The organism is Campylobacter concisus (assembly GCF_902460415.1).
In the GTDB taxonomy this organism is placed as follows: Bacteria; Campylobacterota; Campylobacteria; order Campylobacterales; family Campylobacteraceae; genus Campylobacter_A; species Campylobacter_A concisus_Y.
In genome coordinates, this window is sequence record NZ_CABPTY010000002.1 from 505,894 (window position 1) to 530,752 (window position 24,859).

The 24,859-nt window shown below is 37.5% G+C and carries 28 protein-coding genes and 1 tRNA gene; 11 read left to right on the forward strand and 18 right to left on the reverse strand.

Annotation, left to right across the window (positions count from 1 at the left end):
- From FZ940_RS06620 to FZ940_RS06650, 7 genes are all read right to left on the reverse strand, one after another.
- Positions 1-620, reverse strand: a 620-nt coding sequence (locus FZ940_RS06620; protein WP_148822112.1) for a pilus assembly protein PilO, incomplete at its 3' end; no start/stop codon positions are given.
- Positions 617-2,137: a C4-dicarboxylate ABC transporter gene (locus FZ940_RS06625; RefSeq protein WP_148821982.1), complete on the reverse strand. Its 1,521-nt coding sequence runs from the start codon at positions 2,135-2,137 to the stop codon at positions 617-619. The genes FZ940_RS06625 and FZ940_RS06620, both read right to left, overlap by 4 nt.
- A 59-nt stretch (positions 2,138-2,196) precedes the next feature.
- A complete protein-coding gene (gene era / locus FZ940_RS06630; RefSeq protein WP_148821983.1) occupies positions 2,197-3,066 on the reverse strand; it encodes a GTPase Era in 870 nt (289 codons plus the stop codon).
- A complete protein-coding gene (hslU, locus tag FZ940_RS06635; protein WP_148821984.1) occupies positions 3,063-4,385 on the reverse strand; it encodes an ATP-dependent protease ATPase subunit HslU in 1,323 nt (440 codons plus the stop codon). The genes era and hslU overlap by 4 nt, the downstream gene beginning before the upstream one ends.
- 8 nt (positions 4,386-4,393) lie before the next feature.
- Entirely contained in the window at positions 4,394-4,927 is a 534-nt protein-coding gene (gene hslV, locus FZ940_RS06640) for an ATP-dependent protease subunit HslV (protein ID WP_002940451.1), read from the reverse strand.
- Positions 4,928-5,374 carry a 50S ribosomal protein L9 gene (rplI, locus tag FZ940_RS06645; protein ID WP_107858765.1) on the reverse strand — a complete coding sequence of 149 codons (447 nt, stop codon included), beginning with the start codon at positions 5,372-5,374 and terminating at the stop codon, positions 4,928-4,930.
- 25 nt (positions 5,375-5,399) lie between these two features.
- Positions 5,400-6,623 (reverse strand): argininosuccinate synthase, encoded by a 1,224-nt coding sequence (locus tag FZ940_RS06650; RefSeq protein ID WP_148821985.1) that lies wholly within the window; start codon positions 6,621-6,623, stop codon positions 5,400-5,402.
- Positions 6,624-6,826: 203 nt separating this feature from the next.
- Here FZ940_RS06650 and FZ940_RS09455 point away from each other — a divergent pair, with 203 nt between their 5' ends.
- From FZ940_RS09455 to FZ940_RS06685, 8 genes are read left to right on the forward strand one after another with little or no spacing between them, the layout of a single operon-like run.
- Positions 6,827-6,964: a hypothetical protein gene (locus tag FZ940_RS09455; RefSeq protein ID WP_187422148.1), complete on the forward strand. Its 138-nt coding sequence runs from the start codon at positions 6,827-6,829 to the stop codon at positions 6,962-6,964.
- Complete coding sequence (locus tag FZ940_RS09630) at positions 6,924-7,973, forward strand: TonB-dependent receptor plug domain-containing protein (protein WP_148821986.1); 1,050 nt, start codon at positions 6,924-6,926, stop codon at positions 7,971-7,973. Before FZ940_RS09455 ends, FZ940_RS09630 begins: the two co-directional genes overlap by 41 nt.
- Before the next feature lie 3 nt (positions 7,974-7,976).
- Entirely contained in the window at positions 7,977-8,927 is a 951-nt protein-coding gene (locus tag FZ940_RS09635; protein WP_148821987.1) for a TonB-dependent receptor domain-containing protein, read from the forward strand.
- Positions 8,921-9,748 carry an alpha/beta hydrolase gene (locus tag FZ940_RS06665; RefSeq protein ID WP_148821988.1) on the forward strand — a complete coding sequence of 276 codons (828 nt, stop codon included), beginning with the start codon at positions 8,921-8,923 and terminating at the stop codon, positions 9,746-9,748. The genes FZ940_RS09635 and FZ940_RS06665 overlap by 7 nt, the downstream gene beginning before the upstream one ends.
- A gap of 33 nt (positions 9,749-9,781) precedes the next feature.
- Positions 9,782-10,027, forward strand: a complete 246-nt coding sequence (locus FZ940_RS06670) for an RNA-binding S4 domain-containing protein (RefSeq protein WP_002940508.1) — start codon at positions 9,782-9,784, stop codon at positions 10,025-10,027.
- Positions 10,027-10,425 (forward strand): tRNA (adenosine(37)-N6)-threonylcarbamoyltransferase complex ATPase subunit type 1 TsaE, encoded by a 399-nt coding sequence (gene tsaE / locus FZ940_RS06675; protein WP_103567517.1) that lies wholly within the window; start codon positions 10,027-10,029, stop codon positions 10,423-10,425. The genes FZ940_RS06670 and tsaE overlap by 1 nt, the downstream gene beginning before the upstream one ends.
- Positions 10,418-11,146 carry an LPS export ABC transporter ATP-binding protein gene (lptB, locus tag FZ940_RS06680; RefSeq protein WP_148821989.1) on the forward strand — a complete coding sequence of 243 codons (729 nt, stop codon included), beginning with the start codon at positions 10,418-10,420 and terminating at the stop codon, positions 11,144-11,146. The genes tsaE and lptB overlap by 8 nt, the downstream gene beginning before the upstream one ends.
- A 3-nt stretch (positions 11,147-11,149) precedes the next feature.
- A complete protein-coding gene (locus FZ940_RS06685) occupies positions 11,150-12,400 on the forward strand; it encodes an RNA polymerase factor sigma-54 (RefSeq protein ID WP_262367617.1) in 1,251 nt (416 codons plus the stop codon).
- Here the strand turns inward: FZ940_RS06685 and FZ940_RS06690 are convergent, their stop codons facing one another.
- From FZ940_RS06690 to FZ940_RS06700, 3 genes are read right to left on the reverse strand one after another with little or no spacing between them, the layout of a single operon-like run.
- Positions 12,401-12,676 (reverse strand): hypothetical protein, encoded by a 276-nt coding sequence (locus tag FZ940_RS06690; protein WP_187422149.1) that lies wholly within the window; start codon positions 12,674-12,676, stop codon positions 12,401-12,403.
- 42 nt (positions 12,677-12,718) lie between these two features.
- On the reverse strand, positions 12,719-13,549 hold the full coding sequence (locus FZ940_RS06695) for an adenylosuccinate lyase (RefSeq protein ID WP_148821991.1): 831 nt from the start codon (positions 13,547-13,549) through the stop codon (positions 12,719-12,721).
- Between the two features lie 50 nt (positions 13,550-13,599).
- Positions 13,600-13,785 (reverse strand): hypothetical protein, encoded by a 186-nt coding sequence (locus tag FZ940_RS06700; RefSeq protein WP_021091395.1) that lies wholly within the window; start codon positions 13,783-13,785, stop codon positions 13,600-13,602.
- A gap of 111 nt (positions 13,786-13,896) precedes the next feature.
- Here FZ940_RS06700 and FZ940_RS06705 point away from each other — a divergent pair.
- Positions 13,897-13,973, forward strand: a tRNA-Arg gene (locus FZ940_RS06705).
- A 71-nt stretch (positions 13,974-14,044) separates the two neighbouring features.
- Positions 14,045-14,779 (forward strand): imidazole glycerol phosphate synthase, encoded by a 735-nt coding sequence (locus FZ940_RS06710; RefSeq protein ID WP_107784848.1) that lies wholly within the window; start codon positions 14,045-14,047, stop codon positions 14,777-14,779.
- Here FZ940_RS06710 and murG read toward each other — a convergent pair.
- Together murG and FZ940_RS06720 are read right to left on the reverse strand one after the other, a co-directional pair.
- The gene (gene murG / locus FZ940_RS06715) at positions 14,771-15,793 is read right to left on the reverse strand and encodes an undecaprenyldiphospho-muramoylpentapeptide beta-N-acetylglucosaminyltransferase (RefSeq protein ID WP_148821992.1); all 1,023 of its coding nucleotides are present in this window, start codon (positions 15,791-15,793) and stop codon (positions 14,771-14,773) included. The genes FZ940_RS06710 and murG overlap by 9 nt on opposite strands.
- Positions 15,790-16,950 carry an FtsW/RodA/SpoVE family cell cycle protein gene (locus FZ940_RS06720; RefSeq protein WP_087585894.1) on the reverse strand — a complete coding sequence of 387 codons (1,161 nt, stop codon included), beginning with the start codon at positions 16,948-16,950 and terminating at the stop codon, positions 15,790-15,792. Before FZ940_RS06720 ends, murG begins: the two co-directional genes overlap by 4 nt.
- A 92-nt stretch (positions 16,951-17,042) precedes the next feature.
- On the opposite strand from FZ940_RS06720, the gene murI reads away from it, so the two are divergent.
- Entirely contained in the window at positions 17,043-17,831 is a 789-nt protein-coding gene (gene murI / locus FZ940_RS06725; protein ID WP_148821993.1) for a glutamate racemase, read from the forward strand.
- A 72-nt stretch (positions 17,832-17,903) separates the two neighbouring features.
- On the opposite strand, the gene FZ940_RS06730 is transcribed toward murI, so the two are convergent.
- From FZ940_RS06730 to FZ940_RS06755, 6 genes are all read right to left on the reverse strand, one after another.
- Positions 17,904-18,494: a DedA family protein gene (locus FZ940_RS06730; RefSeq protein WP_148821994.1), complete on the reverse strand. Its 591-nt coding sequence runs from the start codon at positions 18,492-18,494 to the stop codon at positions 17,904-17,906.
- Between the two features lie 138 nt (positions 18,495-18,632).
- Complete coding sequence (locus FZ940_RS06735; RefSeq protein WP_148798624.1) at positions 18,633-19,412, reverse strand: MetQ/NlpA family ABC transporter substrate-binding protein; 780 nt, start codon at positions 19,410-19,412, stop codon at positions 18,633-18,635.
- 75 nt (positions 19,413-19,487) lie between these two features.
- Positions 19,488-20,270 carry a MetQ/NlpA family ABC transporter substrate-binding protein gene (locus FZ940_RS06740; RefSeq protein WP_084041316.1) on the reverse strand — a complete coding sequence of 261 codons (783 nt, stop codon included), beginning with the start codon at positions 20,268-20,270 and terminating at the stop codon, positions 19,488-19,490.
- 257 nt (positions 20,271-20,527) lie between these two features.
- Entirely contained in the window at positions 20,528-21,202 is a 675-nt protein-coding gene (locus tag FZ940_RS06745; protein ID WP_021086223.1) for a methionine ABC transporter permease, read from the reverse strand.
- Entirely contained in the window at positions 21,202-22,158 is a 957-nt protein-coding gene (locus tag FZ940_RS06750; RefSeq protein ID WP_148821995.1) for a methionine ABC transporter ATP-binding protein, read from the reverse strand. Before FZ940_RS06750 ends, FZ940_RS06745 begins: the two co-directional genes overlap by 1 nt.
- Entirely contained in the window at positions 22,158-24,782 is a 2,625-nt protein-coding gene (locus FZ940_RS06755) for a valine--tRNA ligase (protein WP_148821996.1), read from the reverse strand. The genes FZ940_RS06750 and FZ940_RS06755 overlap by 1 nt, the downstream gene beginning before the upstream one ends.
- Positions 24,783-24,859 lie beyond the last annotated feature (77 nt).

Below are 24,859 nucleotides of genomic sequence, written 5' to 3' on the forward strand. Positions count from 1 at the left end.
GAGATCTTAGTACCAAGCTCTTTTTGGGTAGAATTTACATCCATTTTATGAAGATCAACTACTAGCTTTGATTCTTCAAGGCCATTTATATATGAAAGCATATCTTTAAAACCTCCCAAAAATGTCAAGTCAATATTTAAAATTTGCTCAATCTTTTGGAAATTTGGCTCTTTTATATCACTTTTTAACTCTAAAATTTTTATATTATTTTGCTTTGCTAAAGATACGATGTTGTCTAAAAAATTTGCCCAATTTTGATCGTTAAATAATAAAAACGATAGTTCTTTTAGCTTTGAGTCAAAATGAGCATTAAATTTTAAAACACTAGAATACTTGCCTTTAAGCGTTTCAAGTATTTTGGACTCTTCATTTATTTTAAAATTTTTATCCCCACTAGGTGAGCTAGTCGATCTTAAATAATCTCTTGTTCTTGAAAGGTCATTGCTAATTTTAGTATGCGAATTAAATCTTTCATCATAAAAATCTTGCGACGGATCAAAGCAAAGCATATAAACAATATAAATAATAATTAAAGCTGAACCCAAAAAAATTATATTTGTTTCGCTTTGTTTTTTTGCGTCAAAATACTTATCTATTTTACTTAAAACGTCTTGTCTCATTGTCTAATCTCTATACTTATATTACTTTCATACTCGTTGTTTTGCCTATCTTCTTTAATTTTTTTTGTATTTACTGAATATTTAGGCATCTTGCTAATATCTTTTATTAGCTGCGTAATCCTTTTTTCATTATCGCTAACAACGGTTACTGTTAAATTTTTATCGTTGTTTTTAATATTTGTTATAAAAACGCTATTGTTGTTTATCATATCGGTAATTTCAAAAAGATTTAAACCTTTCATTACGTAATGATCTTTTTTATTTTCAATTTCTTGAAGCAACCCTTTTCTAAAATTTAACTTCTCTTCCTCTTTGTCAGTTAATCCTTTTATATCATTTTGATCTTTTTTTAGTCTTTCAAGAGTACTTCTTATTTGTGCTGCTTGTGCATTAAGAACATCAAGCTCATCACTTAGCTTTTGTGAATCTGCCTCTAAAATACTGCCAGCTATATAATTATAAAGTGGATAGGACATGCTTAGGCAAAAAGCAGCAGCACATGTCAGTATAAATTTACCACTTTTTCTTTTTATGAACGGATCAGGCCTAAGCAAATTTGAGAAGTTAAAATCAGCATTAAAGGCCTCTTTTTTATAAAAATTTGCATACAAAGCCATCATGTTATATCGTTCACTAATGGCTAAATTTTTAGAATTTATTACAGTGCTTGTATTTAATTTCGTAGCATTTGTGCCAAGCTTTGTATTGATAAATTTTTCTAAACGCTCTATTTTATAGTCGCAGTCAATATAGATATTTTTTATATTTATGCTATAGATTCTATTGACAACATTTATCGTGTCATTTACGTAAAATATATAGTCCTCAAAAACAGTATTTAGATCGTAGCTAAAGCCTTCTTCATTGCTATCTAAAAGTCCTCTTGTCTTTAGGATATCCAAAAAGCTTTCTAGGCTTACTCTTTCGCCGCTTTGCTCTATAAATTTATCTTTTAAATAATTTAGTGTGTATCTTAAACCTCTTGATGTAAGGTATTCCCCATTTACATAAATGCTTATAAATGCTTCATCGGCCCTAAATGTCAAAAAACAATCACTCTGAGTGCTAGGAAGCAAACCTTTCTTGTAGATAGCACTATATAAAAGTGGCTCTACAACGACATAATCTATAAAAGGTACTCTTTTAGAAATATTTTTAAAAATTTTATTTATCGTTTCATTTGTAGCAATAAAAACATTAAAAATCCTATCTTCTTTTTCAACATTGCTTTCAAAATAAACTATTTTATAGTCAATCGCAGGATCAAGAGAGAGCTCTTCGTAAATTTTGATCGAGATATTGTTTTCAATATCCTCATCATCTATTGTTCTTGAGATATTTATGGTAGCTGTTATTATATCTTTGTACTCGATATAAGATATAAAAAAGTCTCGCTTTAGAATATTCTTTGAAAGACTTAGCGAATCGACATTGCTATTAGAAAATCTAAAACCTTCATATTCATAAGGATCTAGCGTAACGATTGGATTATCGTTAATTTTTCTAAGCTTTAACATAAAAATTTACCTCATAATGCTCTAATTGGGCTGTATTTTAATATTTTTACAATAAAAAATCAATAACCAATTATTTTATTAAGGCTCTTTTCTTCTTTACTCCAGCCTTTTTTAACGATTACATCGAGTTTTAAAAAGACCTTTGTTCCGGTTAAATTTTGTATTAACTTTCTTGCAAAAATTCCTATTCGTTTTATCGTTTCACCATTCTTACCGATGATCATACTTTTATGATTTTCACGTTCAGTGATGATGCTTACAAAAATTTCAGTAATGCCAGGTTTTTCTTTTACACTTTTTATGATCGCATCGCTAAGATAAGGGATCTCATCGCTTAAATTTTCATATATCGCTTCCAGTATAAATTCTCTAAAAATTTCTTTTTCATTTGTTGAAGTAAGAAATTCCGGATCGTAAAAATATTCATGCTTTGGCAAAAGCTTGCAAATTTCATCAAGAAGCGGCTTTTTATAAGTAGGCTGCTTGGTGCTAAAAGTAAGCAAAGCTGCAAATTTATCTTGAAATTTCTGGTACTGAGTGATCTTTTCTAAAACTTTTGCATTTGAGCTTTCATCTACTTTTGTTAGCACTAGTATGTGTGGTTTTTCAGGTTTTAGAGCTAAAAATTTCTCATAGTCTTCTGTGTCATCATGGATGGGCGCTAAAAATACGATGAGATCGCAGTCTCCCATCGATTTTATCGCTTGACTAATTAGTAGTTGATTTATCGCCTTGTTGCTCTCGTGAAGTCCAGGTGTGTCGGTGAAGATGATCTGATCTTCACCGTTCATAACGATACCATTTATCTTTCTGCGAGTTGCATTTTGCTTGTGCGAGACGATGGCGATCTTTTCGTTTAGTAGCGCATTTAAAAACGAGCTTTTGCCAGCATTTGTGCGTCCTATGATGCTAACAAAGCCTGATTTCAAAGTATATACCTCGCTAGATCTTGATCTTCGATCACATCTTTTAGGCGCTCTTTTACAAGCTCTTTTGTCACACTTATCTTCTCACCGCTCTTTTCGCTAGCTTCAAAGCTAATATCTTCTATCACGCGCTCGATCACAGTGTGAAGGCGTCTAGCGCCGATATCTTCCATCTTTTCATTTGCAGCGTGGGCGATACTGGCTATCTCTTTTATCGCTTCATCGTCAAATTCTAGCTCGACATTTTCGGTTGAAAGTAGGGCGATATATTGTTTTAAAAGCGAATTTTTTGGCTGAGTTAAAATTTGATAAAGCGCGTCCTCATCAAGGCTATCAAGCTCAACCCTTAGCGGAAAACGGCCTTGAAGCTCTGGGATGAGATCGCTTGGCTTGCTTATGTGAAAGGCGCCAGCTGCGATAAATAAAATGTGATCTGTCTTTAAATTTCCAAATTTTGTATTTACATTTGAGCCCTCAACGATCGGTAACAAGTCTCTTTGTACGCCTTCTTTGCTAGGATCTTGTCTATTTGAGCTACCTGAGCCAACAGCTACTTTATCGATCTCGTCTATAAAGATGATGCCCTCGTTTTCAGCTCTTCTTAAAGCCTCAGTTTTTATGCTCTCTAGGTCTAAAATTTTATCATTTGCTTCGCTTTGAAGGGCTTTTTTGGCATCTTTTACCTTCATCTCTTTTTTGATGTTTTTACCGCCGATGCCAATTATCTTTATAAAGCTCTCTTGCATCTGCACCATGTCAGGTGGCACGTTTGAGCCAGCTTCAAGTGGGTTTTGCTGCACCTCGATCTCGATACTTAGCTCGTCAAGCTCGCCGTTTCTTAGTCTATTTAACATTTTTTCATAGCTCTTTGCGTACTCTGCTTGTTTCTCTTCACTTGCACCTTTTGGAAGTGGTGGAAGTAGCTTTGAGACGATCTTTTCTTCGATGTAGGCGTTGATTTTATCTTGATTTTTCTCGCTTTGCTCGTTTTTTACGAGATTATATGATGCCATAGCAAGATCTCTTACCATGCTTTCAACATCACGGCCGACAAAGCCAACCTCAGTATATTTACTAGCCTCAACCTTAATAAATGGCAGTCCCATCATCTTTGAAAGACGCCTTGCGATCTCGGTTTTGCCAACACCAGTTGAGCCGATCATCAAGATGTTTTTTGGCATGATGTCATCTTGCAAGCTCTTTTCAAGCTTCATACGGCGATATCTGTTGCGAAGTGCGATCGCTATGATCTTTTTGGCATCCTTCTGACCGATCACATAGTCATCTAAAAATTTAACAATTTCTCTTGGTGTTAAGTTCATTTTCTCTCTTATTCTAAAACATAAGTTTTGATGTTTGTATTTGTATAGATGCAAATTTCGCCGGCGATCTTGAGACTCTCTTTGACTAGCTCCTCTTCGTCTATATCGGCAAATTTATCTAAGGCACGGGCTGCTGAGAGAGCGTAGTTACCGCCGCTTCCGATAGCTGCTATCTTGCCATCTTCTGGCTCTACAACATCTCCAGTGCCACTAAGTAAGAAAATTTTATCCCTATCAAGCACAAGCATCATTGCTTCAAGCTTTCTTAGATACTTGTCTTTGCGCCACTCTTTGCTAAATTCTATAACCGCCTTTAGCAAATCGCCCTTTGTATGTTCTAAATTTTTCTCAAACATATCAAAAAGATTAAACGCATCAGCAGTGCTGCCAGCAAAGCCAGCTAGGACTTTGCCGTTGTGAATTTTGCGGATTTTTACGGCATTGCCTTTTAAGACGGTGTTGCCAAAGCTCACCTGTCCGTCGCCGCCGATAACCGCTTTATTTTTGCCTTTGTAGGCTAAGATGGTTGTCGCATGAAACATCTACTCTCCTTGCACATCAACCTTCAAGCTCGCATTTATCGAGTGTCCAAGCTTTACATGAACGTCATAAAGGCCGACTGCTTTTAGATGAGTGTCCATGTCGATCGCTTTTTTCTCGACAACTAAATGATGTGTTTTTTCAAGCTCTGCTGCGATCTCCTCTTTTGAGACCGAGCCAAAAAGTGAGCCATTTGCGCCAAGAGTTTTTTTGATGACGACTGTCACTTTTGCAAGCTCTTCTTTTAGTTTTTCTAAATTTGCGATCTCATATTTTAGCTCTTCAGCCTTTCTCTTTTGAGCCGCTTCGTATTGGCGAAGTACGTCTGGAGTGGCTGCTTTTGCAAAGCCTTTGCCGATTAAGAAGTTGTTGCCATAGCCATCTTTTACCTCTTTTATCTCACCAGCTTTACCAAGTGCTTTTACATCTTTTATTAATAATACTTTCATTTCTTTCCTTTTTAAATTTTATTTTTTAGTCAAATTTTCGCCCATTTTTGCGTGCGATTATAAAGCGAAGTGCATTTAGTTTGATAAATCCCTCTGCATCTTTTTGGTCATAAACGCTGTCCTCTTCAAATGTGCAGTACGCCTCGCTAAATAGATTATCATCTTTGCTGTTTCTACCAAGGATGATCACATTGCCTTTATAAAGCTCAACTTTTACAGAGCCATTTACGTGTTCTTGGCTTTTGTCGATGAGAGCTTGGAGCATATTTCGCTCAGGTGACCACCAGTAGCCGTTGTAAACTAGCTCGGCGTATTTTGGCATGATCTCATCTTTTAAATGAGCAGCACCGCGGTCAAGCGTGATGCTCTCGATCGCTCTATGAGCTTTTAGCATTATCGTGCCACCAGGAGTTTCGTAGCATCCGCGACTCTTCATACCAACTGAGCGGTTCTCTACGATGTCAAGTCTGCCTATACCGTGTTTTGCGCCAAGGCGGTTTAGCTCGGTTAAAATTTCAGCTGGGCTCATTTTTTTGCCATTTATGCTCACTGGATCGCCTTTTTCATAGCCGATCTCGATGATCTTGCTCTTATCTGTAGCATCTTTTGGGCTTACTGTCCATCTCCACATATCATCTTCTGGTGCGTGGCTTGGGTCTTCAAGCACTAGGCCTTCGTAGCTTATGTGAAGTAAATTTGCGTCCATTGAGTATGGGCTTTTGCCTGGTTTTTTAGTGATATCTATGCCGTTTTTCTCAGCGTATGCTAAGAGCTTTTCACGGCTGTTTAGATCCCACTCGCGCCATGGAGCGATGATAGTTAGGTTGTCGCCAAGCGCGTAGTATCCAAGTTCAAAGCGAACTTGGTCGTTGCCTTTGCCTGTTGCTCCGTGGCTCACGCCATCAGCGCCAACAAGCCTTGCGATCTCGCTTTGGCGTTTTGCTATTAGTGGGCGCGCTATCGAAGTGCCAAGCAGATACTCGCCCTCGTAGACTGCATTTGCTCTAAACATTGGAAATACATAATCACGTACAAATTCTTCTCTTAAATCTTCTATAAAAATATTTTCAGGCTTTACACCAAGTGCTAAGGCTTTTTTGCGTGCAGGCTCTAGCTCCTCGCCTTGGCCAATGTCAGCTGTAAATGTGACTACTTCGCAGTTATATTCATCTTGAAGCCATTTTAAAATGATACTTGTGTCAAGTCCGCCAGAGTATGCTAAAACCACTTTTTTTACGTTTTTTTTCATAGCTCTTCCTTTTGTTAAAATGGTCGTATTTTAGCCTAAATTGATTAATTTTTAATAAACTAATTTAATAAATAATGCAAGTTTTTTTCTTAGAAAATTTTATAAAAAAGATTAGTATTTAAAATTATGATAATTAATATTGTTTTAAAAGATACTTTGTTAAATTTCAAACCTTTTCAAATTAAATTTTAAAAAGGATAGTCATGAGAAAAACAAAATTTATTGCCATTTGCCTTAGTGTTTGTGTGGCAAATTCTCTCTTTGGAGCAGAGTATAAAGACAATAACGAAACAAAGCTTGATGGCGTCGGTAAGTGCGAGTGGCTTTTCGCAGGAGATTAAAGAGGCTCCTGCAAGTATCAGCGTAATAAAAGGCGATGAGCTTACAAAAGATAGCTTTACTTCACTTCATTCAATCGCTCAAAAAGTCCCAGGTGTAAATGTAGTTGGTGGCGAGGACGGGGCAGCTAGTGGCATCTCGATACGTGGCATGGAGAAGTCTCAAACGCTAGTTTTGATTGATGGTAAAAGGGTAAATTCAAGCAGCGCAAATCCAAAGGGCGGAGCAGGGGATATGAACTCAAATTTTATCCCACCAGCTGAAGCGATCGAGCGTATAGAGGTTATCCGTGGTCCTATGAGCTCGCTTTATGGTAGCGACGCAGTTGGAGGCGTGATAAATATCATCACTAAAAAGGACTTTTCAAAATTTAGTGGCAACGTCGGTATCTCAACCACGATAAACACGCATAAAGGCATAGGCGATGGTAGGCAAGGTGACTTTTATCTAAATTCACCTCTTTATAAAGACCTTTTCGCACTTCAGCTTTGGGGCTATAAAAAGATAAGAGATGAAGATGGCTACATCGGTGGTTATCAAAAGAGCGATAAGAGAAATTTAAGCGCAAAACTTTGGGTCACACCAGATGAGCACAATAAATTTTTTATCCTTGGCTCAAACGAAAGGCACGATTACTCACGTACCATTGGTAAGTCAGCCGATCCAGATATAAGAAAAAAAGCTTTAAACGCCTATGACTACGAGAAGAAGAGCTATGGCGTGGGCTATCTTGGCGAATTTGATAATATAAATGCCGATCTTAGCTACATTTATGATGAGACGCAAAGAACGAGCCTTTTTGATAAATTTATACCAGCAAAAGCTAAAAATCATAACTTTAACTCAAAATTTACAACGTTTTTTGGCGCACACACTCTAACTTTTGGCTATGACTTTAGCAAGCAAAATGTAGGCACGACCTTTATCGTCTCAAACGCTTCAAGAAACGGCTTAAAAGATCCAAAGACCTACTCGATGAGCGAGCATGCGGGATTTATCGAGGATGAGTGACAAATTTTAGATGAGAAGCTCTTTTTAACGCTTGGATCAAGGCTCACGCACAACGAATTTTTTGGCAACCACCTCTCGCCAAGAGCCTATCTAGTCTATAACGCTACAGATACGCTAAGTCTAAAAGGCGGCATAGCGACTGGCTATAAAACGCCAAATGTCAATCAAATCTCCCCAGAAGTAGGCACCATTCAAAATGGTTGGAAAATAGTTGATTTTGGCAACAAGGATCTGAAACCAGAAAAGAGCACGACTTACGAAGTTGGTGCATATTATGACAATCAGGCTGATTTTAGAAGCTCGGTAACGCTTTTTAAAAATGAGTTTAAAGATAAGATCTTAGACACTGATGGCAGTAACGTCAATAAAATTCCTGCCTTTGGCACTTGCGCAGGTGCACCACACGTTAATTGTCCTGGCTGGGGAACTTACTTTAACATAGAAGGTGCAACCGTTTGGGGAGTGGAGCTAAGCGCCGACTACGACATCCTTTCAAATCTAAATTTAAGCTCAAACTACACCTATAACAAGTCAAAGATAAAAACTGGCAACCCAACGATAAACACGCCAAATGGTCCTATGAAATTTAGTGAGACAAATCTTGGCAGACTTGATGCAAAAAGCCTAACAGCAACGCCAGAGCACGCACTTCACGCCACGTTTACTTATAAGCCTGTAAAAAGCGTTAAAACATTTTTTGGCGCAAACTATGAGAGCAAGCTTACTAGCGTACAATTTGGCCCCGGTAACAGAGTAAAAGAAAATGACAAAAATTTACTCACATTTGATACAGGCATAAGCTGGGACGCAAACAAGCACCTAACACTTAGTCTAAATGCCTACAATATCTTTGATAAAGTAAGATACGATGAGGCGCTAGCAGACGACGGCAACTACTATTGGTATCCGCAAGAGGGTAGGAGATTTTGGTTTAAGGTTGCTGCAAAATGGTAAGAGCGTTTAAATTTTTGCTTTTTACGCTTGGTGTGGCACAGACTTTGCACGCAGGACCCAGCCAAACGCCTGAGCCACTTAGCCAAAAAGCTGCTAGTAAATTTGAAATTTCAACCTTTAAAATGAGCGCAAATGATGAAATTTATAAAATTTTCACAGCCAAGCTAAAGGGGCAAGATGAGTTTAAAAACGTGCTTTTCTTGCTTGACGCAAACGCCCAGTTTAACATGCTTTTAAATGAATTTGACGCCACGACTGCACCACTAATAATAGGCATAGGGTATGACACAAACAAAAGCTACGAGGTGCAAAAACGCACGAGAGACCTCACCCCAAAGGCAGAGGGTGAGGAGTTTAGCAAGGGTGGTGGCGCAGATGCGTTTTATCACTTTTTAACTAGAAATTTAGTGCCTCTAATTGATGAGAAATTTAACGTGCAGGGCAGTCAAAAAAGCCTTTATGGACACTCTTTTGGCGGCCTTTTTACGCTCTATGCCTTGCTTAAAAATGAGGGTATATTTTCAAATTTCTTTATCGCTTCGCCATCTCTTTGGTGGGGTGAGTCTGAAATTTTAAAGCAAAACGTGAGCGAAGGTAAATTTAAAGAGAAACTAAAGGCTAAATTTGTCTTTCTTAGCGTTGGCGAGCTTGAAAAGAGAAAGGGCAAAACTGACAAAGCTGGCATTTTAAAGACAAGCGATTTGGCTCGTATTTTAAAACAAAGTGGCATAAATTCTCACTTTGAGCTTTTTAAAAATGAAACCCACGGCAGCGTCATACCTCTAAATTTAAAAGAGCTTTTAAAATATCTAAAGGATTAAAAATTTAAGGCTATTTTTGTTAAAATCCGTCGCATGAGAGTAGATAAATTTTTAAACGTAGTAAATATCACCAAAAGGCGTGCTGTTAGCGAAGATATGTGCAAAAGCGGCGTTGTGAGCATTAATGGCGTGCAGGCAAAAGCGGCAAAAGATGTAAAGATCGGCGACGTTATCACCATCAAATTTCTAGCTCGTGAGGCGAGATACGAGGTGCTTGCGATCCCAACTACAAAAAGCATACCAAAAAGCGCTCAAAGCGAATATGTAAAAGAGCTTTGATGGTTTTTGAGCTTTTAGAAAATGAGCTTGATGGACTTGTGCGGGTGCTGCCAAAAAGTGGCGTGGTGCTACTAAGTGGCGATCTAGCAAGTGGCAAAACGACGCTTGTAAAGGCGATCATCAAGGCTCATGGCATCGATGAGAGCGTGACGTCGCCGACATTTTCTTTGATGCAAATTTATGGTAAAGATATCTATCACTACGACATCTATCAGATCGGTTTTGACGGGATGGCAAAAAATGGCCTTTTTGAAAATTTATTTGAAGAGGGGCTTCATCTAGTAGAGTGGGGCGATGAAAATTTAGAAAAGGCTCTAAAGAAAAACGGCGAGAGCTATACATTAGTAAAAATTTCTCCTAGCAAAAATGGCAGAAAATACGAGGTTATAAGTGCATAAACTAGAAGTAAAAGAACTAAAAAAGACGATTAAGAAAACTGAGATCATAAAAGGTATATCTTTAGAGGTAAATAGCGGCGAGGTGGTGGGGCTTCTTGGGCCAAATGGTGCCGGAAAGACGACTACTTTTTATATGATCTGTGGGCTCATCTCACCAACTAGCGGAGATGTCTTTTTGGATGATCAAAAGATCACAAGCGTCCCGCTTCATAAAAGGGCACACCTTGGCATCGGCTATTTACCGCAAGAGTCGAGCATATTTAAAGAGCTAAGTGTAGAAGAAAATTTACTTCTTGGAGCTGAAATTTTAGACCAAAACACAGAAGAGATCTCTAAAAAAGTAAATGAGATGCTAAATATGCTAAACATTGAGCCTATTCGCCTAAGAAAGGGCGTTAGTCTAAGTGGTGGCGAGCGCAGACGCTGTGAGATCGCTAGAAGTCTCATCATAAAGCCAAAATTTTTGCTACTTGATGAGCCATTTGCAGGCGTCGATCCTATCGCAGTTAGCGACATCCAAAGTATCGTTAGAGACCTTAAAAAGCTAGGCATCGGCGTTTTGATAACTGACCACAACGTCCGTGAGACGCTAGCCATTTGCGACAGAGCCTACGTTATCAAGGACGGCTCGCTGCTAGCAAGCGGCAGTGCGAGTGAAGTGGCAAACAACAAGCTTGTTAGAACGCACTATCTTGGCGAAGAATTTAAGCTACTTGAGTAGATGATGCTAAGGCAAAAGCAAACTTTAGCGCCAAAGATCAAACTAAACCAAACACTGCGAAGCTGGCTTCCTATCCTTCAAAGCGGGCTTGATGAGCTAAAAGAGACGCTTGAGCCTTTTATAAAAGAAAACCCTTTTGCTACGATCGAACATAAAAATTTAGAAAAAAGCGAAAAAAAGCGAAATTTTTTCGAGCAGGTTAGTAGAAATTCTGTTAGTGAGAGCATCGAGGCTTTAAGCATCTATAAAGAAAGCCTCTATGAAAAGCTTTTTAGCCAGATCAATCCACCACTTTTCCCCACGCAAAAATCCCAAGATATCGCATATAAGATCATCGAGTGTTTAGATGATGAGGGCTATTTTTCTTATGATGATGAAATTTTTGCTGATTTTTGCGAGAGCGAAGTGGAGCGGGTTAGGGCGAGATTTGCCTACCTTGAGCCATGTGGCGTTGGTGCAAAAGATGTGAAAGAGAGCTTTTTGTTTCAGCTAAGCGAAGCAGAGTCAAGTGATGAGATCATGGAGTGCGCGAAAAAGATCATCTTAAATTTTGAAAATATAGAAAAGTTTAGAAAGCTTAAATTTTACGAAGATGCGCTAAAGATCATAAAAAAATTTAAAAATCCACCAGCTATTGAGTATCTAGAAGAGACTAGTCAAAAGGTGCCTGACATTTTCGTGCTAAGCACAAGTAGTGGCATTAGCGTGCAGATAAATGACGATTACTATCCTGAAATTTCGATCGACACCGAAGGATTAGACGAAAAAGAGGCCTTTGTTAGCTCACGAATCAAAGAGGCTAGCGAGCTCATAGACGCCCTTGAAATGAGAAAATCAACGCTTTATAAAATAGGGCTCATGATAGTTGAGTATCAGTACGACTATTTTTTGGGCGGCGATATAAAGCCTATGAAGCTAAAAGACCTAGCTGACGAGCTTGGGCGCAACCCATCAACCATCTCAAGAGCCATCGCAAACAAATATCTAAGCTGCTCAAGAGGCACGGTCGCACTTAAAAATTTCTTTTCAACTGGTTTTGACGAGGAGACCTCAAACGCTGCGATAAAAGAATTTTTACTAGAGCTCATTAAAGGCGAAGATCACAAAAAGCCACTTTCTGATCTAAAAATCCAAGAGCTTATACAAGCTAAATTTAACATCCAAATCGTTCGCCGAACTATCACAAAATACCGCAAAATTCTAAACATCGGCAGCTCAAGCCAGCGAAAAAGAGTCTATCAGATAAACGGCTAGCTACCACTCATTTACAGCAAAAAGTATGGCCTTACGCATCTGCGTAAAAAGCTCGTTGCTAAGCTCTTCGTACTCTTTGCCACGTTTTTTATATTGTACCATGCCCGATGCATCGTCGTTCCAAGAGCCCATACCACCAAAGACATCAGCCAAGCTTGCTATAGTTAAATTTTTCTTTGGCATAAGCGGCGCATCAAATATCTTAATGACTGATTTTGCGGTAGAGTTTAAAAAGCCAAGCAACAACAATGGCACATATGCTAAACATTTCACCATTCATTTTTGCTCTCTTTAATAGCTCTCGTGGTAAGCCGTGCTCTAGCCAACCATCACAAAATTTTCTTGATTTTTAAAGTATGGTTTTAGACTCTCATAAGCAGATTGAATATTTTTAAATTTCTTTGCGTATTCTTCTTGTATGATAGGATTTTTGTTGGCGTGCCTATCTGGGTGATAGATATTTACGAGTGAAAGATAACTTTGTCTAATAGTTTCAAAGTCATCATCTTTTTTGCAACCCAAAATCCCAAAATTTTCCTCAAGTAAATTTGCAAGCACAGAAAATCTACTTACAAATTTAGATGAACTTTTTATTTTTATGCCTTGTTTAAAGGCTTTGTAGTCTTTTTCATCATAGATAAAATTTACGCTAAATTTTGGATAGCTTCTTTTGTAGAGCAGTTTGTTTAATGTGTTTATGTCGTTGTCGTTTGAGATGGTGATGTTTAAAAAATCATCATTTTTGCTAAAAGTAACATTGCTTTTTACTAGACTCTCGCTGATGTAGCTAGCAAAATCTCTGCAAAGTACATCTTTTAGTTCAAATTTGACTTCATTTTTTACAAAATTTACGTTTAGGCTAATGACTGGAGTTAGGGTATTTTTTTGAACAAAGCCAAGTTTTATGGTTTTATAGTTTGCAAAACGAATATCGAGCTTATCATCGCTTTGCTTTTCATAAAGTTTTTTTATAAATTTTAAAAAGCACTTGCGTTGTGGGATTTCGCTCTCTTCATAAAACGAAATAACCTTATTTTTATTAGATAAAATTTTTGTAAAATTTCTGCTTATCATATCTCTAAGCTCACGAAACAAAGTGTCATTATCAGTTAAAATACTTAGAGATTCTAATGTTTGCGTAACTTTCATTGCCTACTCCACATAAAATATTACATGTTTTAGCAATAAGCATTCCAAATTTATATTTTTCTTATATCTTGGCCTTTAATGTACTCTGCAAATTCATTTTTTAGTTTATTCTCTTTATACAAGATCGCCTCTTCTTTTGTATGAGAAACGGCTTCTTTTTGAGTTTTTTTGATCTCACCTTGCTCTTTAGTAAGTTCTTTTTTTATCTCTTTTAAACTATCGAAAAAATCATTCATTTTTACTCCTTTTTGTTTTTATCGGATTTTACTAAAACAGTTATAAAATTAAAATGAATACAATTTTTCTTTAAGGAAAGTTTGGCTAATATCTCAACTTAACTTTCTTGTGCGCTCGTAGCTCAGCTGGATAGAGCATTTGATTGCGGTTCAAAAGGTCAGAGATTCGAATTCTCTCGGGCGCACCATCTTTTTGATTCTTAATGACAAACTTCATAATTTTTATAGTAAAATAAGCAAAAAAATTAAAAGAGAAAAAATGGATTTTCAAAATATTCAAAAACAAATTTTGGTACTAAAAGAAAGTTTGACAGCATTAGAACAAAATAGTGAGCACGAGATCGGCTTGGCAGTTGGGGTTGTTGAGTTTAATAAAAATGCTGATGAACTTAAAAAAAAGCTTGCAAATTTAAAAGGTGAAAGCGATTTCTTTAAAAGTGTCTTCAATACAGAGGACTATTATGAAAACATTAGTACTTATTTGGAGCAGATAAAGAGAAGCTTAAATTATAAAATTGAAAAAAATGGTGTGAGCTTTAAGGCAAATGAAAATTTGCAAGAAAGCTATGTTGCCATTTTAAATATAATAGAAATTTTGGTAGCAGAGTATCAAATACAAAACAAAAATAAAGCAAAAAATCTCTTTTCTAGGACAACAGACACTACTCAAATAAAATCAATACTTGCGGAGCTAAATACTCTACAAGAGCGCATACATAATGTTTTGCATATTCATTCTAGGATAGTTTCAAATGTTATTTTGCAAAATTTTAAGATAATTTATACGTTCTTTTATAATTGTATTAAGGCTGCGAAGCAACGCAAAGATGAACTTTTACTGGTAGAGATCGCGGGTATAACTGATAAGATAATAACTATGATAAAACCGGTCTTTAGTGCAAAAATTTTAAATACAAATGAGCTTATTTATCACTACTTAATTTTTGAGCTAAAAGAACTAAAAGCTTGTGCGATAGGCGAGGAGCTAGTTTAAAATTTTATCAATTATCTCTTTTGCTCCATTTGGCAAAAGGATCTCTTTTAGAGCTTTACTGCTTTTGTTTAGATCAAAATTTTCTATCATTCTTATAACTTCGTCTTTGTCTAAAATTTCTCCATTTTGCAAGCAAATTTCAGCAATGCCCTTATCTTTTAAAAATTTAGCGTTATAAAACTGGTGATTACCAGCGGCATAAGGAAATGGCACAAAGATAGATGGCAAAGCATTTGCGCAAAGCTCCCAAAGAGAGCTAGCTCCTGCTCTTGATATGGCAAGGTCGGCCTTGCTCATCTTATTTTCTATCTCTTTACTAAATTCAAAAATTTCTAAATTCGTTTCATTAAAGCCAAGTTCATCATATCTTTTTTTAAGTTCATCAAAGCCGTTTTTACCACATTGATGAATTATATTTATGCCTTTTTCTTTAAGATATGGAGCTAAATTTATAGCTAGTTCATTTATCGCTTTTGCGCCTTGCGAGCCGCCCAAAAACAAAATAGTCTTTAGCTCCTCTCTCATTCTTGCACTATCGAAAAATTTCTTTGCCACAGGGTAAGGGTAGGGCGAAGCTTCATCATAAGAGCTAAAAAAGTCTTTCGCATAAGGCTTTAAAATTTTATTTAATTTACCCATTACAGCATTTTGTTCGTGGATAAAAAGTGGCACTTTTGAGATGATTGCCGCAATGGCCGCTGGAGCTGCTGAATAGCCACCAACGCTAATGACTGCCTTAACGTCATTTTGCTTAAAAATTTTTCTACATTTTAAGGCAAGATTTACGATATTTGTTAGTGATTTTAGCTTAGCAAAGCCTCTTTTATTTACTACGCCACTACTTGGTAAGAAAAATTTTTGTAAAAAATTCTCGTCATTTTCAAACCAAAATTTATCTTGACCACTAGTTGAGCCAATAAAAATGGGCTTAATATCTCGTCTATTTAGCTCCTCGCAAAAGCTTCTTGCGATCGCTAAATGTCCACCAGTGCCTCCACCGCAAATAACAATCATAATTTTGCCCTTTTACTAACCATCAAAACCATACCGATACCAATACAAATCGCAAGCACAGAGCTACCGCCGTAACTAAGAAATGGCACAGCAATACCCTTGATAGGCGTGATCGATGTGATGCCATAGCTATTCATTAAAAATGAAAACGATAAGATAAGTCCTACACCAAGCGTAAATAAATGATAGACCTTATTTTCGCTTCTAGCTGAAATTCTAAAAATTCTATAAAGTAGCGTTATAAATATAGCTACGATACACAAAATACCAAATACACCGACCTCTTCAGCGATACCAGCTAGTACAAAGTCAGTATGAACCTCACTTAAAAAGCCAAGTTTAAAGATACCAGCGCCAAGCCCTTCGCCGAAAAATTCGCCATGCTTTATAGCGTTTAACGAGTGAGAAATTTGATATGGCTCTGGCGCATCAGCCACTCTTAATACATCTGCAACGCTATCAGGCAAGAAAGAAAGCACCATATTTTGTATCGTGCCCCACCATGACTTTATACGTAAAATTCTATGCTCAGAGCTGATTATCGCTACTGTCATAACAAAAGCAGCTCCTAAGATACCGATGCTAAAAAGTCTCGCACTTGCTCCTGCAAAAAGTGCCATCGTCACAAATGTAAGCGCCAGTACGACCACTTGACCAAGGTCATTTTGCATAACAGCGATAAGAAAGATAGCAACACCAAAAAGAATAATATAAGGCATAAGTATCTTAACCTCATCTAGCAAGGTCCTTTTGCCTTCACTAAATTTTCTAGTAAAACTCCAAGCCAAGAAGTAGACAAAACCGATTTTAAAAAACTCAACTGGAGCTAGTGAAAAACCAGGTAGCCTGATCCAACGCCTAGCACCACCAGCATCAGTCACCATAGAAGCTGGCAATGCATGCATTAGCCCCATGGCGATACCGCAAGATATAAGAAGGCCAAACCCTATCCAAACAAGCGTTTTTTCAGGATTAAGCCTAGAGAGCCACCACATAATGAAAATTCCGATACAACCAACAATAAACTGGCGGATGAAAAAGTGAAATTCGTCATAATTAAAAAATAAAACCGTAAAAACTGGCAAAGATAGTGAAAAAATAATGCTTATAGCGATCAAAGTCGAACAAAGATAGAAAATGATCTTATCAACTGCCAAAATTTAACTCCAAGTTTAAAAAGTGCCAAAGTATAATAAAAAACGGCTTACAAAGATATTATTTGCTATAATTGCAGGCTTTAAGGAAGGGCATGAAAATAGGTATATTTGACTCAGGACTTGGCGGACTTAGCGTCTTAAACGAAGCTTTAAGCAAGCTTAGCGAGCATGAATTTTTATATTACGCAGACGTTAAAAATGTTCCATACGGACAAAAGAGTAGGGATGAGATCTTAAAATTTAGCTTTGATGCGGTGAAATTTCTCATAGAAAATGGTGCAAACGCCGTTGTAGTGGCTTGCAACACGGCAACAAGCGTAGCGATAAAAGAGCTTAGAGCAAATTTAAATGTACCTATAATCGGCATGGAGCCAGCCGTAAAAAAGGCTCATGACTTAAGCTGTGATGACATCCTAAAAACGCTTGTCATAGCCACTCCAGTCACCGTAAATGGTGCAAAACTAAAAGAGCTGATCACAAATTTACACGCAAAAGATAAAACTGAGCTACTTGCTCTACCACGCCTTGTAAATTTTGCTGAAAATGGGGAATTTGATACCAAAAACGTAAAATCATATCTAAAAGAAGAGTTAGCTAAATTTGATCTAAGCAAATTTGGCTTTTTGGTGCTTGGCTGCACGCACTTTAACTATTTTAAAGATAGCCTAAGAGAAATTTTGCCGTCAAATATAAGCATAATTGATGGCAATGAAGGGACAATAAATCGCCTTATAAGTGAGATTGGACTAAAAATTTCTACTTTAGATCAAGCCCCAAAAGTTAGATTTTTCTATTCTGGTGATGAAGTATTCAGTAAATTTGAGCTAGATAAAATTTCAAGAAATTTAGCTAGATTAGAGAAGATGAGGGCGATTTGCTAGGTTAAATCTAACTAAATACCACAAATAAAAATTTTATAAAATACACTAAATTTTACATATTTTTATATGTATTTAGGCTTTTCTTTGCCTTATTATATAAACCACACTTATTACTGCAACAACAGCCAAAAGAGCGATCGTGATTATTAAAAGTGTTTGTTTGCTAGGATTTGAACCTAGAAAATAGCCAACTCCAAGCAAAACAGCACACCAAATCCCAGCTCCAAGTGTGGTAAATAGACAAAATCTAAATATATTCATCTTAGCAAGTCCAGCTGGTAGGCTGATGTATTGGCGAATGCCAGGAATCAGACGTGAGTTAAATGTAGAAATTTCGCCGTGTTTATTGAAAAATGCTTCAAATTTATCCATTTTTTCGTGAGTGATTCCCACAAATTTGCCGTATTTTAAAACGATCTCGCGACCAAAAAAGTAGCAAAGATAATAGTTAAAAATAGCGCCAAGCAGGCTTCCAAGCGTGCCTATAAGAAAGGCCAAAATTAAACTCATTTCACCTTTATGCGCCAAATAGCCAGCCGGTATCATTGCGACCTCGCTTGGAAATGGAAAAAACGAGCTTTCTAAAAACATCATCACAAATATGCCAGCATAACCCCAGCTACTTACGCTCGCAACTATAAAATCAATAACATCATGCAGCATTTAAATTCCTGAAAAATTTTAAAGTGAGCCATTTTAGCAAAGCATAGCTTAAGCTTTTTGACAAAAATAAAGAGAGTTTATAGCTTATTAAAACAAGATGAAAGTAGAAACAAAATAGGGCGAAAGCTCGCCACATTTTTAAAATGCAGGTATAACTTCGCCTTTATAGTGAGTGATGATGAAATTTTTAGTATCAGGGCTAAGCACCGCATCAATCAAAGCTTTGATCTTAGGGTTATTTTCGTTGCCAGCCTTTGTGACGATGATGTTAGCATAAGGGCTGTTTGCGTCTTCAAGCAAAAGCGCGTCTTTTGCCACGCTCATGCCAAGATCAAGGACGAAATTTGTACTAATGGCAGCAATATCGACATCATCAAGCGTTCTTGGTATCTGAGCACCCTCAAGCTCTACAAATTGTAAATTTTTAGAATTTTTAGTTATATCATTTATGGTTGCAACTTTTACGTTTTTATCGATCTCAATAAGACCAGCCTTTTCTAAAATTCTAAGCGCTCTATTGCCATTTGATGGATCATAAGCGATCGCCACTTTTGCGCCATCTTTTAGATCTTTTATATTTTTTATCTTTTTAGAGTAAAAGCCAAGTGGCTCGACATGAACATTTGCAACGCTTACAAGATGCAAGCCTCTAGCCTTGTTTTGCTCCTCAAGATATGGTAAATGCTGAAAGAAATTTGCGTCCAAACTGCCATCTTCTGTGGCGACATTTGGGATAGAGTAGTCTGAAATTTCAGAGATAACAAGGTCGTAGCCTTTATCTTTTAGCTTTGGCTTTACAAATTCTAAAATTTCAGCGTGTGGTACTGGCGAAACGCCAACAACTATGGTATGGTCCTTGTCGGCTGCGTGAAGGCTTAGAGCAACTAAAGATGCGGTTAAAAGTTTGATAAATTTCATTGTTTTTCCTTTTTTATTTGGTTTAAGCGACGCTAAAAAGGTAAAAGCTTCCACGTCGCTTATTTAAAATTTTAATTAAAATGCTGGAAGAATCGCGCCGTTGTATTTGATCTCGATAAATTTTTTAACTTCTGATGAGTTTATTGCTTTATCAAGAGCCTTTATTTTAGGGCTATTTTCATTACCAGACTTTACTACAACGTAGTTTACATACGGGCTATTTTTGCTTTCAAGCACAAGTGCGTCTTTTACCGGATTAAGATTAGCATTTAGAGCGTAGTTTGTGTTGATAACTGCGATAGTAACGTCATCAAGTGTTCTTGGTACTTGAGCAGTCTCTATCTCTTCAAATTTAAGCTTTTTAGGGTTATCAACTATATCAAGCGGAGTTTTTAGTGGATTATCGTTTAGCTTAATAAGTCCAGCATTTGCAAGAATATCTAAAGCACGGCTTTCATTTGTCGGATCATTTGGGATAGATACGGTCGAACCATCTTTTAGATCTTTGATATCTTTTATCTTTTTAGAATAAACTCCCATTGGCTCGAGGTGCACGCCAACTGTTTTTACAAGGTGAGTGCCTTTGTTTTTGTTAAATTCGTCCAAATATGGAAGGTGTTGAAAGAAATTTGCATCTAAATCGCCATCTTCTGTTGCAAGATTTGGCGTAGTGTAGTCGTTAAATTCTTTAATTTCAAGCGTATAGCCATCTTTTGCCAAAATAGGTTTTACAACCTCTAAAATTTCAGCATGTGGGATAGGTGTAGCACCAACGATTATTGTTTTTGATTTATCAGCTGCATTTGCACTTACACTAAGACCAAGAGCAACTAAAGAAGTAAGAAGTAGTTTTTTCATTTATTATCCTTTTAAAATTTGCCAAGCACCAAAAAAGGATAAATTTAAGCTAGAGGGTTAAATTTCTTTTTAAGCGCTTAAGCTAGTTCTAAGCACTTAAAAAGAAATTTTGTGCTTAGAGATTAGTCTTTCGACAACGCGTTTTTTAATAGGCGGCACATGTGGCACATATCTGATTTCATCTTTTATCCTTTCAGCTAAAAATTAATTCGGGCAATTTTAAGGAAAAAAGCTTAAAATCAGATAAAAACAAAGACCTATTTTTTAGAAATTTTATATAAGTAGTTACCTAGAACCTGAAAAATTTGAACCATAATGATAAGAATAACCACGGTGTAGAGCATGATATCTGGGCGAAATCTTTGATATCCGTAGTTTATAGCGACAGATCCTAGTCCGCCACCACCAACTGCTCCAGCCATCGCTGAAAAGCCGATATTTACGATAAGAGTTAGTGTAAATGCCGAGATGATACCAGGAAGTGCCTCTACAAACATCACTCTAAAGATGATCTGAAATTTCGAGCTTCCAAAGCTTTGAGCCGCTTCTATGATACCTTTATCAACCTCTTTTAGTGCATTTTCAATAAGCCTTGCTACAAACGGAGCCGCTCCGATAGTTAGTGGAACGATCGCAGCTGTGGTGCCAATACTTGTACCTACGATCATTTTTGTGACTGGAAAGAGCACGATGATGAGGATAATAAACGGAAAGCTTCTAAGTACGTTTATAACGATATCAAGTACAAAATAAAGCTGTTTATTTGGCTTTAGTCCGTCTTTATCTGAAAGTATGAGCAAAACCGCTGGTATGAGGCCAATGGCAAAGGCGAGTAGGGTAGAGACGATGCTCATATATAGCGTTTCGCCGATAGCTGGCAGCAGTATCCTAGAAAATACATCTGGAAATTTAGAAAAATCAATACCAAACATCAAGCAACCTCCCATAAAACGCCACTTTGCTTGATGTAGTTAAGTACGTTTTCTTTATCTTTTTCATCTATGTTTATGACAAGCGAGCCAAGAACATTTTCGTTTAGCTTCTCAAGCTTACCCCAGACTATGTTAAAGTCGATATTTAGGCTTCTAGCCATGTGCGTGATCACGCTGTTTTGAGCCACTTCTTTTGGGAAAAATAGTCTTATATTTGTGCCAGTGCTAGGCAAAATTTCCACTTCACCCAAAAACTCTTTCATCTTCTCATCTGGCTTTAAAAATAGCTCTTCAATGCTTCCAGAGCCTATTATCTTGCCGCCTTCAAGTAAAATCGCGCGTTTTGCGATCGATTTTACTACCTCCATCTCGTGCGTGACGATGACGACGCTGATGTCTAGCTCTTTGTTTATCTTTTCAAGCAATTCTAAAATTTGATTTGTCGTGTTTGGATCAAGAGCCGAAGTAGCCTCGTCGCTTAGTAAAATTTTAGGATTTAAAGCAAGCGCTCTAGCTATAGCGACACGCTGTTTTTGTCCGCCACTTAGCTCGCTTGGATAGCTATTTGCCTTGTTTTCAAGACCGACTAAATTTAAAAGTTCTCTCACTCTTTTCTCGGTCTCGTCGCTTTTATAACCCCAAAATTTAAGCGGAGTAGCGACGTTTTCAAAGACATTTTTTCTAGCCATCAAGGCAAAATGCTGAAATATCATTCCGACATCTCGCCTTAAATTTCTTTGCTGCATCTCATCTAAATTTTTTATCTCTTGATCAAAGACTTTTAAGCTCCCACCTTGATAGCTCTCCAGGCCGTTTATGCACCTTAAAAGTGTTGACTTGCCAGCACCACTGTGTCCTACAATAGCAAAAATTTCACCCTTTTTAACCTCTAAATTTATATCAAAAAGGATCTGCGTATCACCATAAAATTTGCTTAAATTTTCTATCTTTATCACTATTTTTCTCCAAGAGCTTCTAATTCTTCACATACTTTTTTAATTTTAGCCTCAGCGCTATCTAAAGCCTCTTTGTTTGCCTCTATAACTTCTTTTGGTGCATTTGCCACGAAATTTTGATTATTTAGCATGCCTGAGAGCTTAGCTATCTCTTTTTCAAGCTTCGTCTTTTGAGACTTGAGCCTTGTGATGATACCGCTCATATCAAGCCCTTCAAGCGGGACAAATGCCTCTAAATTTTCGCTCACATCTCTGATAGAATTTTCTATTTTTTCATCTACAAAGCCGATCCCTTCGCATTTTGCAAGCAGCTTAATATACTCTTTGACCTCATCAAGATCTATTTTGTCGTTAAATTTAACAAAAGCTCTTTCTATCTTTGAGTTGCCAAGATCTATGGTCGCTTTTGCACGGCGTATAGCCACGATCGCTTCGATAACTAGTTCAAATTTCTTCTCAACATCTAAATTTCGATCTTTTACCTCTGGATAGCTCATTACCATTATTGACTTTGTATCTTCTAAATTCGTGCCGCTAAGCTCCTGAAATAGATACTCTGAGAGAAACGGCATGAAAGGATTTAGCAGCTTCATCGCCTCTTTAAATATACTACCAAGCTCTTTTACGCTCGCTTTATCGGCCTTGCTAAGCTCGATACCCCAGTCGCAAAACTCGTCCCAAAGGAATTTATAAAGTGTGTTTGCTGCGTCATTGAAGCGGTAAGCGTCGATGTTTTCACGCACCTCTCTCACGCACTTGTTAAAGCGGCTATTCATATAAATTCCAAGCTTTGTTTGAAGCTTGATATCCTCTAAATTTTCAAATTTACTCTCATTTAGCATGAGGTATTTGCTAGCATTATAAAGCTTGTTGGTGAAATTTCTTACCTGCTTCATCTTAGCGTCACTTAGCTTAATATCGCGTCCTTGAACAGCTAAAAGAGTTAGCGTAAAGCGCAAGATATCGGCACTATACTCATTTATGCTATCAAGCGGATCGATGACGTTGCCAAGGCTTTTACTCATCTTTCTGCCAAACTCATCTTTTACAAGCGCGTGTAGATAGATATCGTCAAATGGCAACTTACCAAGGGCATTTTCACCCTGAAACATCATCCTAGCAACCCAGAAAAATAATATATCAAAGCCAGTTATAAGAAGGTTGTTTGGATAAAACTCAGCCAAATCGCCTTCAAACCATTTTTCATTTTTTAGCTCATTTTCATTGCCCCAGCCAAGTGTGCTAAATGGCCAAAGACCAGAGCTAAACCATGTATCTAGCACGTCTGGATCTTGGTGAATGTTTTTACTTTTACACTTTTTACACTCGCACGGCTCTCCCTCATCAGCCCACATATAACCGCAATCATCGCAGTAAAATACTGGAATTTGGTGTCCCCACCAAAGCTGGCGTGAGATACACCAGTCTCTTAGCTCTCTCATCCATGCGTTAAAGCTGTTTATCCAGTGCGGTGGGTAAAATTTAGCAAGACCCTCTGAGACCTTTTCGATCGCCTCGTCTGCGATCTTTTTTTTGACAAACCACTGCTTTGAGATGTATGGCTCGACGACGTTTTTACAGCGGTAGCAGTAGCCTACTTGGTTTTCGTAGTCTTCTATCTTCTCAACATTGCCAAGTTTTTCAAGCTCAGCTACTACGATATCTCTAGCCTCAAGCCTCTCAAGACCTGCAAATTTATCGCACTTGTCGTTTAAAATGCCTTTTTCATCAAAGACAGTGATAAACTCAAGGTTGTGCCTTTTACCAACCTCGTAGTCGTTTTGATCGTGTGCAGGTGTGACCTTAACAAGGCCTGTTCCAAACTCCATATCGACATGCTCATCTGCGATGATCTCGATCTCTCTATTTATGATAGGTAGAACAACCTTTTTGCCGATTAAATTTTTATAGCGCTCGTCGTTTGGATTTACCATTACAGCGGTGTCGCCAAAGTAGGTCTCCGGGCGAGTTGTTGCAACAACAACAAATTCGCTTGGCTTGTCTGCAAAGTAGTATCTCAAATGATAAAGCTTGCCTTTATTCTCTTTGTGCTCAACCTCGATGTCAGAGAGTGCTCCGTCGTGCGTACACCAGTTTATCATGTAGTTTTTCTGAACGATCAGTCCTTTGTCGTATAAATTTACAAAGGCTTTTTTTACAGCCTTTCTTAGGCCCTCATCCATGGTAAATCTCTGGCGAGACCAAGCTGGAGTGATGCCAAGTTTTCGCATCTGATGGACTATCATACCGCCACTTTTTTCTTTCCATTCCCACACTTTTTCTACAAATTTTTCACGTCCGAGATCTTCTTTTTTGACGCCTTGTGCTAGGAGCTGCTTTTCAACGACGTTTTGAGTAGCGATGCCGGCGTGGTCAAGTCCTGGCTGCCAAAGTGTCTTATAGCCGTCCATTCTTTTATAGCGTGTCATGATATCTTGAAGTGTGAATGTTAAGGCGTGTCCGATGTGAAGCGAGCCAGTCACGTTTGGAGGTGGCATCATAATGCAAAATTTACGTCCATCTTTTTGGATATCTTTGTTTGCGTCTATCTCGAAGTATCCGCGTTCTTCCCAAATTTTATAAAATTTATCTTCTATCTCTTTTGCATTGTAAAATTCTGCCACTTTTGTGTCCTCTTTCGTTTAAAAAATGCTTAATGTTATCTAAAATTTGTTTAAAAAAATCTTTGCAAAAGTGGGGA